This is a genomic window from Achromobacter veterisilvae (genome assembly GCF_037619525.1).
In the GTDB taxonomy this organism is placed as follows: Bacteria; Pseudomonadota; Gammaproteobacteria; order Burkholderiales; family Burkholderiaceae_B; genus Achromobacter; species Achromobacter veterisilvae.
In genome coordinates this window covers 5176034-5189135 of sequence record NZ_CP148753.1, presented here as the reverse complement: position 1 = coordinate 5189135, position 13102 = coordinate 5176034, and the positions used below count along the sequence as shown (strand labels likewise).

Below are 13102 nucleotides of genomic sequence, written 5' to 3'. Positions count from 1 at the left end.
ATCGCCAGCGGGCGCTTCCCTTCCTCTCTAGAATTATTTGAGAATAATTCTCAGTAACAAACAAAGAGGGATAGCGGTGCGGAAAAAATTCAAGACGGGGGCGGGCGCGGCGCGCGCATTGCAATGGCCGCTGTGGCTGGCGGTGACGGCGGGACCGGCGCTGGCGCAGGACGCGCAATCGCTGCCGGCGGTGACGGTCAGCGGCGAGGGCATCGCGCCGGACACGGCGACGCTGGGCAAGCTGCCGCTGACGGTGCGCGAGATCCCGCAATCGGTCACCGTGATCGGGCTGGAGCGGATGCGGGAACAGAACCTGCAAAGCCTGGACGAGGTCATGCAGCACGCCACCGGCATCACGGTGCAGCCCTACCAGTTGCTGACCACGGCGTATTACTCGCGCGGCTTCAAGGTCGATTCTTTCGAGCAGGACGGCGTGCCGGTGCTGATGGGCAATATGGCCGCCTCGCCCCAGGACATGGCGGTGTACGAGCGCGTGGAGATCCTGCGGGGCGCCAACGGCCTGCTGCACGGTTCGGGCAACCCGGCGGCCACCGTGAACCTCGTGCGCAAGCGGCCGCAGCGCGAGTTCGCGTTCAACGGCACGGTCAGCGCGGGCAGTTGGGACCGCTACCGCGCCGAGGCGGACCTGGGCGGCCCCTTGAACGCCAGCGGCAGCGTGCGCGGGCGCATCGTCGGCGCGGTCGAGGACCGCGGCTATTTCTACGACGTGGCGGACCAGCAGTCGGCGCTGTTCTACGGCATCGGCGAAGTGGACCTGGGGCCGCGGACGGTGCTGTCCGCCGGACTGCAATACCAGCGCATCCGCTCCACCACCAACATGGCGGGCGTGCCGCGCTACAAGGACGGCGGCGACATCGGGCTGTCGCGCTCGACCTACCTGGACGCCGCCTGGGACCGCTTCAACTGGGACACGACCCGGGTGTTCGCCGACCTGGAACACGGCTTCGGCGAAGGCTGGACGGCCAAGATCAGCGCCAATTACCTGACGGCCGACAGCAACCTGAAGTACGCCGGCGCGTACGGCGCGATCGACCGCGAAACGGGCCTGGGTTCGCGGCTGATGGGCGGCGCCTACAAGTTCGACAACACGCAGGCCAGCGTGGACGCCTATGTGAGCGGGCCCGTGCTGCTGTTCGGCCGCCGCCATGAGCTGCTGCTGGGCGGCAATGCGCAGCGCACCACCTCCGAGCAGTACACGGGCATGCTGACCCCGGCGCTGAACGTGCCGGTGAACGTGTTCGACTGGGATCCGCGCAGCGTGCCGGAGCCCGGCGTGGGGCCGTATACCTCGCCCGGCGAAACGCGCCTGAAGCAGCAGGGCGTCTACGCCATGGGCCGTTTTTCGCTGGCCGATCCGGCGACCCTGGTGCTGGGTGGACGCATGAGCTGGTGGAACCAGAGCGCCCCGGGCGCGCGCCAGCGAATCGATCCCGAGTTCACGCCCTACGGCGGACTGATCGTCGACCTGGACAGGCAATGGTCGCTCTACGGCAGCTATGCGCAGGTATTCCAGCCGCAAAGCCAGTTGACCCGCGAAGGCAAGCCCCTGGACCCGGTCACCGGCACCAACTATGAAGCCGGCGTGAAGGGCGCGCTGGCGGACGGCGCGCTGAACGTGTCGCTGGCGGTGTTCCAGATCCAGCAGAAGAACCGCGCGCAGCAGGATCCGGACTGGCCTTGCGTGGGCAACAACTGCTACTACATCTCGGGCGGCGAAGTCCGCAGCCGCGGCTTCGAGGCCGAGGCCAGCGGGCAGGTAACGCCCCATTGGACGGTGGCCGCGGGCTACACCTTCAACACCAGCAAATACCTGTCCGACTCCGTCTCCAACGGGCAGCCGTTCGCCAGCTTCACGCCCAAGCACATCTTCCGCCTGTGGACGAACTATGCGCTGCCCGTCATGGAGCGGCGGCTGAGCGTGGGCGGCGGCGTGCAGATGCAGTCCGGGTATTCGACCGTGTCGGGCCCCGTCACGCTGCGCCAGGGCGGCTACACCCTGGTGGATCTGCGCATGGCGTACCGGCTGGACAAGCACCTGACCGCGGCGCTGAACGTGAACAACCTGTTCGACCGCCGCTACTACCAGAGCCTGTCCGGCACGTCCTGGAACAACCGCTACGGCGAACCCCGCAACGTCATGCTGACGCTGCGCGCGCAGTACTGACCGACACCGGCGGGCGCGCCCGGCGCGCCGCCCGCCAGCACCCCATGGAGGTAATCCGATGAAGGCAGAGGCCTTTTCCGCAACGCCGGTCTTCGACTGGCTCGATCATTTCGTGGCGCTGGGCGACGACGGCGCCATGCGCGACATCGGCAAGCGCCGCCGCCTGTCGCCCGGCGAAGGCTGGCTGGTCGGCGTCAAGGCCGTGGCCAGCGACGCCGACGTGCATGGCGACATGTGGGAACGCCATCCGGCCGGCGAGGAAATGCTGTGCGTGCTGGAAGGCCGCGTGGTGCTGACGCTCGCCGACGAGGGCGGCGCCGAAACCGACGTGCTGCTGGACAGCCGGCGCTGTACCGTGGTGCCGCGCGGCGTGTGGCATCGCCTGCACATCGCCTGTCCCGGGAAAATCCTGTTCGTGACGCCGGGCCTCGGCAGCGAACACCGCCGCGTCGCGGCCCAACCGCAAAGGGAATCGTGAAGATGGATCGCAAGGCAAACGGGCGCTTGTTCCTGATGGTGGCCGCCCTGTATTTTTCGCAGGGCATTCCGCTGGGCGTGGCGATGGAGGCCCTGCCCACGCTGCTGCGCCGCGACGGCGCGGACCTGCAGGCGCTGGCCTGGCTGCCGCTGGTGGGCCTGCCGTGGGTGCTGAAGTTCCTGTGGGCGCCGGCGGTGGACAACCGCTGGAATCCGGCCATGGGGCGGCGGCGAAGCTGGATCGTTCCGATGCAGGCGGCGGTCCTGGCCTGCCTGTCGGGCGTGGCGCTGCTGGGCATCTCCTCGGCCAGCGCGGCCTGGGTGGTGGCCCTGATGGCGGTGGCGTCGCTGGCCAGCGCCACGCAGGACATCGCCACCGACGGCCTGGCCGCGGAGCGTTTCGAGGGCCAGGCCCTGGCGCGCGCCAATGCCGCGCAGGTGGGCGGCACGATGATGGGCTTCTTTTTCGGCGGCCCGGGCTGCCTGATCATGACGGGCTACATCGGCCAGCCGGCCGCCGTCGCCGCGCTGGCCGCCGCGGTGGCGCTCAGCCTGTTCCTGGCCGCGACGTGGCGCGAGACGGACGCTGCCGCGCCATCCGCCCGGCCGCGGGCCACGCTGTCGGGATTCATCCGCCGGCCGGGCGCCTGGGCGCTGGCGGTGGCGGCGTTCCTGTCGGCTATGACGGCCGTGGCGGGCTACGGCCTGTCCAAGCTGTTCCTGGTGGACGCCGGCTGGCGGGTCGAGGACGTGGGCCGCATCGGCATGGCGGGCGGCGTCGTCACCGTGCTGCTGGGTTGCGGCGGGGGCGCCTGGCTGATCGGCAAGCTGGGCGCGCGCGCGGCGCTGGGACTGGGCCTGGCGGCTTCCGGCGCGGCGGCGCTGGGCTGGCTGGCGCAGGCCCAGGGCTGGGCGCCGCGGCAGGCGGGCCTGGCCTATGCCTCGCAGGCCCTGGGTTCCTTCGGGGCGGGGGCGGCGTCCGTCGCCCTGATGACGCTGGCCATGCGTTTCGCGCGCCGCGGCGCGCAGGCGGGAACCGACATGACGGCCGTCCAGAGCGCGCGGGACCTGGGCGAGATCCTGACGTCGTCGCTGATGACGGGCCTGGCGGCGTACGCGGGCTACGGAGGCGGCTTCGCGGCCGGGCTGGCGGTCGCGGCCCTGACCCTGGCCTTCACCGCGAAGGCGCTGGCGCGGCCGGCGGGGTAGGCGGGGGGCTGGGGCCGAAGCGGGTACACTTGTGCGCCGTTTTGCTTTCCGTCCCAGAGTTTTCCATGATTTCCACCGCATGCGGCGTCGATTTCGGCACGTCCAACTCCACCGTAGGCTGGAGCCGCGCCGGCCAACCCGCGCTCCTCACGCTGGAGGACGGCAAGGCCACCTTGCCCTCGGCCATTTTCTTCCACGACGAGGACGCCGAGGTCAGCTATGGCCGCGCCGCCATCTCCGATTACCTGGCGGGCTACGACGGGCGCCTGATGCGCTCGATGAAAAGCCTGCTGGGCAGTTCGCTCATCGACGGCTCGACGGAAGTCCAGGGCCGTTCGATCCCGTTCCGCGTCCTGCTGACGCGGTTCATCGCCGAACTGAAGCGGCGCGCCGAGACCGCGGCGGGCCGCGGCTTCACCCGCGCGGTGCTGGGCCGGCCGGTGTTCTTCGTGGACGACAATCCCGCCGCCGACCGGACGGCGCAGGAGACGCTGGGCGAGATCGCCCGCAGCGTCGGCTTCACCGACATCGAGTTCCAGTTCGAACCGCTGGCCGCGGCCTTCGACTATGAATCGCAGATCGACCGCGAAGAACTGGTGCTGGTCATCGACATCGGAGGCGGCACCTCGGACTTTTCGCTGATCCGCCTGGGGCCCGGCCGGGCCGCGAAGGCCGACCGGCGCGAGGACATCCTGGCCTATGGCGGCGTGCACATCGGCGGGGTGGATTTCGACAAGCAGCTCAGCCTGGGGCACGTGATGCCCCTGCTCGGGCTCGGCAGCCAGTTGCGCAGCGGCAAGGACGTGCCGTCCACGCAGTACGGCAACCTGGCCTGCTGGCACACCATCAACCAGGCCTATACCCGCAAGGCGGCCGAGCACTTCGCCTTCATCCGGGCCGAGGCCGGCGACCGCGAGAAAATCGACCTGCTGCTCAACCTCGTCAAGCAGCGCGCCGGCCACTGGGTGGCGGTGCAGGTGGAAGAAGCCAAGATCGCCCTGTCCGAAACGCCGGCCGCGCGGATCGACCTGTCCCGCATCGCGCCGGACCTGGGCGTGGACGTGACGCGGCCGTCGTTCGACGCCTGCGTGGGCCGGTTGATCGAGCGGGTCGAGGCCTCGGTGGGCGCGCTGCTGCGCGACGCCGGCGTGGCCACGGCGGACGTGGACACCGTGTTCTTCACGGGCGGCTCCAGCCGGGTGCCGCGGCTGCGCGAGGCGGTGTCGGCGCTGGTGCCGCACGCGCGCAGCGTGGAGGGGGACCTGTTCGGCAGCATCGGCGCCGGCCTGGCGCTGGATGCCCGCCGCAAGTTCGGCTGAGGCGTCATGAGGCGGTGGTAAGCTGCATTGCTCCGCGCGGCCCCACGCCGCCGCCGCGCTCCGTCTGGTCCAGGATCCCGTCATGACGCTCAAACCCGATTCCCATCTCGTCGAAAAACTGGTCGCCAGCGAGGCGCCCTACGATGGCAGCTTCCTGAAGATCCGCCGCGATACGGTGAGCCTGCCCAACGGCAATACGGCGATACGGGAATACGTGGTGCATCCGGGCGCCGTGGTGGTGATTCCGCTGCTGGACGACGGCCGCGTCCTGCTCGAACGCCAGTACCGCTACCCCATCGGGCGCGTCATGACCGAGTTCCCGGCGGGCAAGCTGGACCCCGGCGAAGACCCGCTGGTCTGCGGCAAGCGCGAACTGCTCGAAGAAACGGGCTATACGGCCGCCCAGTGGGCGCATGCCGGGGCCTTGCACCTGGCCATCGCCTATTCCACGGAGATCATCCACATCTTTTTCGCGCGCGGCCTGCGCGCCGGGCCCCGCCAACTGGACCTGGACGAGTTCCTGGACGTGGCCAGCGCGCGGCCCGAAGAGCTGGTCGACGCCTGCCGCAAGGGCGAAGTCACCGACGCCAAGACCCTGACCTGCGTGCTGTGGATGCAGAACGTGCTGTCCGGCGCCTGGAAGCTCGACTGGCAGGACGGCGCGGGCTGAGGCGCGCGCGCCCGGTCCTTCCATCATGTCCGCCTCCTTCCCGGTCCTGGTGCGGCCCGCCGGCCTGCGCTTCGACGCGCCGGCCGGCACGTCCGTGCTGCTGGCGGCGCAGGCGGCGGGCGTCAGGCTGCCCAGCTCGTGCCGCAACGGCACCTGCCGCGCCTGCATGTGCCTGATGCTGGAAGGGGCCGTCGTTTACGGCATCGAGCGGCCGGGCCTGTCGCCCGACGAAAAGGAAGAAGGCTGGATCCTGCCCTGCGTCGCGCAGGCCGCGTCCGCGCTGGAAATCCAGGCGCCGCTGGCCGCGCCTATCGAACCCGCGCCGCCGCCCGCGCCGCGCCCGCTGACGGGGGCGCGGCGCTAGGAGCAGGCTCGGGCGGCGTTCAGGCGTGCCGGTGCATGGCGGACACGTGCTTGGTGTCGCGCATGCTGGCGTACACCAGCAGGGACAGGAAGATGACGCCCGCCAGGTAGTAATAGAACCATTCCTCGTGCCCCTGCTGCTTGAAGAACAGGGCGATGGCCGGCGCCGTGCCGCCGAAGATGGATACCGTCACGGCATACGGCACGGCCACGCCGGTGGCGCGGACGTTGGTGGGGAACAGTTCCGCCTTCACCACGGCGTTGATGGACGTATAGCCCGCGGTGAACACCCAGGCCCCGCAGATCAGCAGGAAGGCGATGAAGGGCGAGCGCGTGTGCGACAGCGCCATCAGGATGGGCACGGTGAGCGCGGCGCCCGCCACGCCGAAGAAGATCAGCAGGGGCTTGCGTCCGATCCGGTCGGACAGCGCGCCGTACACCGGCTGCAGGATCAGCGCGAAGATCAGCGAGCCGGCGATGATGTAGGTGGTGACGATGTCCGTGAAGCCCGCGGTCTGGCGCACGAAGGTCTGCATGTAGGTCGTGAAGGTATAGAAGGCCGCGGTGCCGCCGGCGGTCAGCCCCACGACGATCGCCACCTCGCGCGGATACTGCAGCAGGCCGCGCAGCGAACTGGTCTGCGGCTTGGCCGCCTTCTGGGCTTCCTTGTACGAATCGGTCTCGGGCATGTCGCGGCGCATCACCGCGGTGATGATCGCGAGCATGGCGCCGATCACGAAAGGGATGCGCCAGCCCCAGGCCAGGAGCTGTTCGTGCGTGAGGAAGACGTTCTGCAACAGCAGCAGCACCAGGATCGCGCTGAGCTGGCCGCCGATCAGGGTGACGTACTGGAAGCTGGAATAGAAGCCGCGATGCTCGGGGTCGGCGATCTCGGTCAGGTAGGTGGCGCTGGCGCCGTATTCCCCGCCCAGGCTCAGGCCTTCGACCACGCGGGCCAGGGCCAGCAGGGCCGGCGCGGCCAGGCCGATCGTGGCGTAGGTCGGCGTGACGGCGATGATCAAAGAGCCCACGCACATCATCCCGACGGAGACCATCAGCGACAGCCGCCGCCCGTGCCGGTCCGCCAGGTGCCCGAACAGCCAGCCGCCCAGCGGGCGCACGATGAAGCCCGCCGCGAAGAGCGTGGCGGCGTTCAACTGCTGTACGACGGGATCGTGGGAAGGGAAGAAGGCGGGGGCGAAGTAGAGCGCGAAGGCGGTATAGGCGTAGAAGTCATACCACTCCACCAGGTTGCCCATGGATCCGACGAAGATCGCCTTGATGCGGCGCTTGGCGTCGGGCATGTCGAGATACGCTTGCGTCATATCTGTCCTCCAGTTGCGTCTGTCGGGGGCGCCGGACACGCGACCGCGGCCGGCGCCGCGCCGCCTGGACGGACCCGCCGCGGAGGGATCACGCTAGCCGTTATGTTGCGCCTGCCGGCGCGGAAATGCACGTCCTGGAATCGTGTCCGTTTTTCAGTTTTCTGTCAGGACGTTCCGCGCCGCGGCGGGCGCGGAGCCTTATCTGGCACGCGGCGCGATAGCCTCGCAAGGCGCCGCGCCATCGGCCGCCTGGGCGTCTTCGCCCAGCAGCGCGCGCGCGCCGCAGACCGAGCCGAACATGCCCTTGTTGTCGTGCCCGACGCCGGCCACTTCGTAGGCGCGCCGGTGCAGCGCCACGGGCTTGGCGCCGCGGGCGGCCAGCGCGTATTCATACTGCGCGTAGCCCACGCCCCGGGCGAGCCGGGTGGCGCCCTGGGCTTCCGCGCCGCAGGTCTTGTCCAGCAGGCGGTGTTCGGGATTGTTGTCCGCGCCGCCCAGCAGGTAGGTGACGTCGCGGGCCGCGTAGCGCACGAAGAGCCGGGATTCGTCGGTCTCGCGGGCGTAGGACGGGAGCTTGTCCGTGCCGTACTTGTACTGGTTGTACGTCGGGCAGATGCCGCGTTCGTAGGGCGCATAGCCCTTGCCGTCGGCGCGCGGGCGCTCGTTGGTCAGGTAGAGGTAGGACGAGGGATTGGCGATCACGTAGCGCAGCGCCAGGCCGTCGCGCCGCAGCGGGCCGTCGACGTTGTTCAGCACCGCGTAGCGCTGCACCAGTTGCGCGCCTGCCGAATGCCCGGCCAGCGCGATGCCCGCCAGGGCGGGCAGGCGCTTGCGGTCGTCCAGGCTGCGCAGCAGGTCGTCGAGCACCTGGAACGCGCTGACCGGCGCGGGCCGCCCGGCGGCCTGCACGCTGTCTTCGCCGTCTTCCCAACTGGCCTTGCGCCAGGCCGCCATGCCGCCGAAACCCGAGTCGATCGAGCCGGAGTAGCGCGGCGCCAGGATCAGCGTGTCGCGCGCGCGGGCGGGATTGCGCGCGAGCAGTTCGTCGACGGTTTCATAGTAGCGGTCGGCGTCGCGCTTGACGCCATGGATCACGACGATGACCTGCCGGACGTCGCGCAGATCGTCGCGGTCGAGCTTGCGGTTGGCGTAGACCGGCATCTTGTACCGGTGCCCCGGCCTGCCGAGTTCCACGGCCTGCCAGCGCAGCGGCGCCGCGCGCTTGGGCGCGGGCACGGTTTCGTCGTAGTCGTACGGGTCGGGCAGGGGCGTCTGGGCGCTCGCCGCAAGGGGCGCCAGCGAGGCTGCCAGGGCGAGCGCCGCGGCGATGCCGCGCGCCGCGCCGGCGGCGCGGCCCGGCCATGCCCGGCGCGTGAGAGGAGCGGGCGCGCGGCGCATGGCGCGGCGGGCGTTCAGCAGCCTTCTTGGCCCAGCAACTGCTTGAGCGCGGGCAGGTCCAGGATGCGTACTTCGCGCTGGTTGATCTTGATCAGGCCGTCGCGCGCGAAGCGCGAGAACAGCCGGCTGACCGTTTCCAGGGTCAGGCCGAGATAATTGCCGATTTCTTCGCGGCTCATGCGCAGCACGAATTCGGTGGACGAATAGCCCAGCGACGCATAGCGCTGCGACAGGTTGAGCAGGAACGCGGCCAGGCGCTGTTCGGACCGCATCGAGCCCAGCGACGCCAGCATCTGGTGCGAGCGGTTGATCTCGCGGCTCATCAGGCGGCGGAACTGCTGCTGCAGGGACGGCAGGTGCGTCGCCACGCGGTCGATGTCGGCCAGGCGGATGACGCAGACCTCGGAATCTTCCAGCGCCACGGCGGTCGAGACGTGCTTGCCGTCGAGCATGCCGTCCATGCCGACGATCTCGCCGGGCAGATGAAAGCCGGTGACCTGGATCTGGCCGGTGGCGTCTTCCAACTGCGTTTTGAGGCTGCCGAAACGCACGCTGTAGACCGCGTCGAGCGGGTGGTTCAGCGAATAGAGCGGCTTGCCTTTTTCAAGGCGCACGCGTTCTTTGACCAGTTCGTCCAGCTTTTCCACTTCGGCGGCTGCCATGCCGACGGGCACGCACACATGCCCCAGCATGCATGTGGAACAGTGGGCGGCATCAGGGGCAACGGGGACCCGTTTTTGCATACGATGACCTTTATAGTGCCCATTGCTCGGACCAGGGCCGGAATGGGTGTAACGCGTGAAGATAAATTCCATTGTAGTCCGTTGTTACTACGGGCGTCTTACCGGCCTTCCGGGACCGGGCGGGCGCGCCGGTAACAGACCCAGTCGTCGGCGGCGATGTCCACCGCCGCGCCGCGCAGGGACGGATCTATCGGATAGTACTGGCAAGCCAGGTACCGGGCCGCCGCCGGGTCCCGCGCCGGGGCGTCCGGCGGGGATTCCAGGCGCGCGGCGACCTCCCGCCGGACGAAGCAGCAGGGCTTCCCGGGGGCGTATTCCTCGATTTCATCCATCAGGGCGACCAGGGCCGGTTCCACCTGGAAAACGTCGCCCCGCACGCGCCGGCCGTCCTCGACCGGGATCAGCCCGGGCCAGTCGCCGAAATCCACCAGGCGGCCCGGCACGCTGGCGGGGCCGACGTAGCGGGCCGCCGGGAGCCGCCGCCGGGCCGCGGCTTGCGCCAGGTCATTGATTTCGCCCGCGCGTAGCGTGCCGTAGACAAAAACGTATATGCTCATAAGTCGGATTGTTGCTGCACGTCGAAAAAACCATGGCGCGGGCAGGGTGTTGAAATTTTCTCATCCGGCCGCATATTCAGCTTATCGAGCCCGCCGGCACGTATCGGTCAGGCTCTCCAACAAGCCAAATGACCATTATGCGATTCGACAAACTGACTACCAAGTTCCAGCAAGCCCTGGCCGACGCTCAGAGTCTGGCCGCCCGCAACGATCACCCCTACATCGAGCCCGTCCACGTGCTTTCCGCCTTGCTGTCGGATTCCGACAGCGGCGCGGGCAGCCTGCTGGCGCGCGCCGGCGTGGCGGTCAATCGGCTGCAGCCGGCCCTTGAAAGCGCCCTGAAATCCCTGCCGCAGGTGCAGGGCGAGGACAACGTCCAGGTCGGCCGCGACCTGCAAGGCGTGCTCACGCGCACCGACAAGGAAGCCGCGCGCCGCGGCGACACCTATATCGCCAGCGAACTGTTCCTGCTGGCGCTGGCCGACGACAAGGGCGAAGCCGGCCGCATCCTGCGCGAAGCGGGCCTGCAGAAGAAGGCCCTGGAGGCCGCGATCGACGCCGTCCGCGGCGGCGAGAACGTTTCCGGCGCCGAAGGCGAATCCAACCGCGAAGCGCTGTCCAAGTACACCATGGACCTGACCGAGCGCGCCCGCCAGGGCAAGCTCGACCCGGTCATCGGCCGCGACGACGAAATCCGCCGCACCATCCAGATCCTGCAGCGTCGCACCAAGAACAACCCGGTGCTGATCGGCGAACCCGGCGTGGGCAAGACCGCCATCGTCGAAGGCCTGGCGCAGCGCATCGTCAACGACGAAGTGCCCGAAACCCTGCGCGGCAAGCGCGTGCTGTCGTTGGACCTGGCCGCGCTGCTGGCCGGCGCCAAGTTCCGCGGCGAATTCGAAGAACGCCTGAAAGCCGTGCTGAAAGAGCTGGCCCAGGACGACGGCAGCAACATTGTCTTCATCGACGAACTGCACACCATGGTCGGCGCGGGCAAGGCCGAAGGCGCGATGGACGCGGGCAACATGCTCAAGCCGGCGCTGGCGCGCGGCGAGCTGCACTGCATCGGCGCGACCACGCTGGACGAATACCGCAAGTACATCGAGAAAGACGCCGCGCTGGAGCGCCGCTTCCAGAAGGTGCTGGTCGACGAACCCGACGTGGAATCCACCATCGCCATCCTGCGCGGCCTGCAGGAACGCTATGAAATCCACCACGGAGTCGAGATCACCGACCCGGCCATCGTGGCCGCGGCCGAACTGTCGCACCGCTACATCACCGACCGCTTCCTGCCCGACAAGGCCATCGACCTGATCGACGAGGCCGGCGCGCGCATCCGCATGGAGATCGACTCCAAGCCGGAAGTGATGGACAAGCTGGACCGCCGCATCATCCAGTTGAAGATCGAGCGCGAGGCCGTCAAGAAGGAAACCGACGATGCCTCGAAGCGCCGCCTGGGCGTGATCGAGGACGAACTGGAAAAGCTGCAGCGCGAGTACAACGACTTCGAGGAAATCTGGAAGGCGGAAAAGGCCGCCGTCCAGGGCACGCAGGCCATCAAGGAAGAGATCGACAGCGTGCGCGCCGAGATGGCGGAACTGCAGCGCAAGGGCCAGTTCGACAAGCTGGCGGAGTTGCAGTACGGCAAGCTGCCCGACCTGGAGGCGCGCCTGAAGGCGGCCGAAGTGGGCGCCGCCGAGGCGGCCGATGAAGCCGAAGGCGGCGAGGGTCGTCCGCGCCTGTTGCGCACCCGTGTCGGCGCCGAGGAAATCGCCGAGGTCGTGTCGCGCGCCACCGGCATTCCGGTGTCCAAGATGATGCAGGGCGAACGCGAAAAGCTGCTGCACATGGAGGAATACCTGCACAAGCGCGTGGTGGGCCAGGACGAAGCCGTGCGCCTCGTGTCCGACGCGATCCGGCGTTCGCGCGCCGGGCTGGCGGACCCGTCGCGGCCATATGGATCGTTCCTGTTCCTGGGCCCCACCGGCGTGGGCAAGACCGAGCTGACGCGCGCGCTGGCCGAGTTCCTGTTCGACTCCGAAGAGCACATGATCCGCATCGACATGAGCGAATTCATGGAGAAGCACTCCGTGGCGCGGCTGATCGGCGCGCCGCCGGGATACGTGGGCTACGAAGAGGGCGGCTACCTCACCGAGGCCGTGCGCCGCAAGCCGTACAGCGTGGTGTTGCTGGACGAAGTGGAAAAGGCGCACCCGGACGTGTTCAACGTGCTGCTGCAAGTGCTGGACGACGGCCGCCTGACCGACGGCCAGGGCCGCACGGTGGACTTCCGCAACACGGTCATCGTGATGACCTCCAACCTGGGTTCGCACCATATCCAGACCCTGGCCGGCAAGCCGTACGAAGTGATCAAGGAAGTGGTCTGGGACGAGCTGAAGCAGACGCTGCGCCCCGAGTTCCTGAACCGCATCGACGAGGTCGTCGTGTTCCATGGCCTGGAAGCGCAGCACATCGAGTCGATCGCCCGCATCCAGTTGCGCCGCCTTGGCGAACGCCTGGAACGGCAGGAGATGCGCCTGGAAGTGAGCGAGCCCGCGCTGGCGGAGCTGGCGCGCTCCGGCTTCGATCCGGTGTTCGGCGCGCGCCCGTTGAAGCGCGCGATCCAGCAGCAGATCGAGAACCCGGTGGCGCGGCTGATCCTGGAAGGCCGCTTCGGCCCGCGCGACGTGGTGCCGGTGGACTGGCAGGACGGGCAGTTCGTCTTCACCCGAACCTTGCAGTAGGATGGGTGCAGCGCGAGAGTTCTTGAGCCAGAACACCGACGCGCAGCGCGCGGAACCCATGCGGCCGTGGACAGACAGTGCCTGGCAGCGGCCGGAAAACAGTCTCTGCGGC

11 protein-coding genes are annotated in these 13102 nt (G+C 68.8%); 7 read left to right on the top strand and 4 right to left on the bottom strand.

Annotated elements, in window-relative coordinates:
• The first annotated feature begins 118 nt into the window (after positions 1-118).
• From WHX56_RS24020 to WHX56_RS23995, 6 genes are all read left to right on the top strand, one after another.
• Positions 119-2185 carry a TonB-dependent siderophore receptor gene (locus WHX56_RS24020; protein WP_338879191.1) on the top strand — a complete coding sequence of 689 codons (2067 nt, stop codon included), beginning with the start codon at positions 119-121 and terminating at the stop codon, positions 2183-2185.
• A 58-nt stretch (positions 2186-2243) separates the two neighbouring features.
• Entirely contained in the window at positions 2244-2663 is a 420-nt protein-coding gene (locus tag WHX56_RS24015) for a cupin (RefSeq protein ID WP_338879190.1), read from the top strand.
• A 2-nt stretch (positions 2664-2665) separates the two neighbouring features.
• Positions 2666-3871, top strand: coding sequence for a RhtX/FptX family siderophore transporter (locus tag WHX56_RS24010; RefSeq protein WP_338879189.1), 1206 nt, complete (start codon positions 2666-2668; stop codon positions 3869-3871).
• A gap of 65 nt (positions 3872-3936) precedes the next feature.
• Positions 3937-5190, top strand: a complete 1254-nt coding sequence (locus tag WHX56_RS24005) for an Hsp70 family protein (protein ID WP_287751737.1) — start codon at positions 3937-3939, stop codon at positions 5188-5190.
• Positions 5191-5272: 82 nt separating this feature from the next.
• Positions 5273-5860, top strand: a complete 588-nt coding sequence (locus tag WHX56_RS24000; RefSeq protein WP_338879188.1) for an NUDIX hydrolase — start codon at positions 5273-5275, stop codon at positions 5858-5860.
• Between the two features lie 22 nt (positions 5861-5882).
• The gene (locus tag WHX56_RS23995; protein ID WP_422393671.1) at positions 5883-6224 is read left to right on the top strand and encodes a 2Fe-2S iron-sulfur cluster-binding protein; all 342 of its coding nucleotides are present in this window, start codon (positions 5883-5885) and stop codon (positions 6222-6224) included.
• Between the two features lie 19 nt (positions 6225-6243).
• On the opposite strand, the gene WHX56_RS23990 is transcribed toward WHX56_RS23995, so the two are convergent.
• The 4 genes from WHX56_RS23990 to WHX56_RS23975 all read right to left on the bottom strand — a co-directional run bounded on the left by WHX56_RS23990 (position 6244) and on the right by WHX56_RS23975 (position 10246).
• Positions 6244-7548 (bottom strand): MFS transporter, encoded by a 1305-nt coding sequence (locus WHX56_RS23990; RefSeq protein WP_129239331.1) that lies wholly within the window; start codon positions 7546-7548, stop codon positions 6244-6246.
• A gap of 198 nt (positions 7549-7746) precedes the next feature.
• On the bottom strand, positions 7747-8946 hold the full coding sequence (locus WHX56_RS23985) for a hypothetical protein (RefSeq protein WP_338879187.1): 1200 nt from the start codon (positions 8944-8946) through the stop codon (positions 7747-7749).
• A 14-nt stretch (positions 8947-8960) separates the two neighbouring features.
• Entirely contained in the window at positions 8961-9689 is a 729-nt protein-coding gene (locus WHX56_RS23980) for a helix-turn-helix domain-containing protein (RefSeq protein WP_129239332.1), read from the bottom strand.
• 98 nt (positions 9690-9787) lie between these two features.
• A complete protein-coding gene (locus WHX56_RS23975) occupies positions 9788-10246 on the bottom strand; it encodes a gamma-glutamylcyclotransferase family protein (RefSeq protein ID WP_287751437.1) in 459 nt (152 codons plus the stop codon).
• Between the two features lie 137 nt (positions 10247-10383).
• Here WHX56_RS23975 and clpB point away from each other — a divergent pair, with 137 nt between their 5' ends.
• Positions 10384-12990: an ATP-dependent chaperone ClpB gene (gene clpB / locus WHX56_RS23970; RefSeq protein ID WP_129239523.1), complete on the top strand. Its 2607-nt coding sequence runs from the start codon at positions 10384-10386 to the stop codon at positions 12988-12990.
• The last annotated feature ends 112 nt before the right edge of the window (positions 12991-13102 follow it).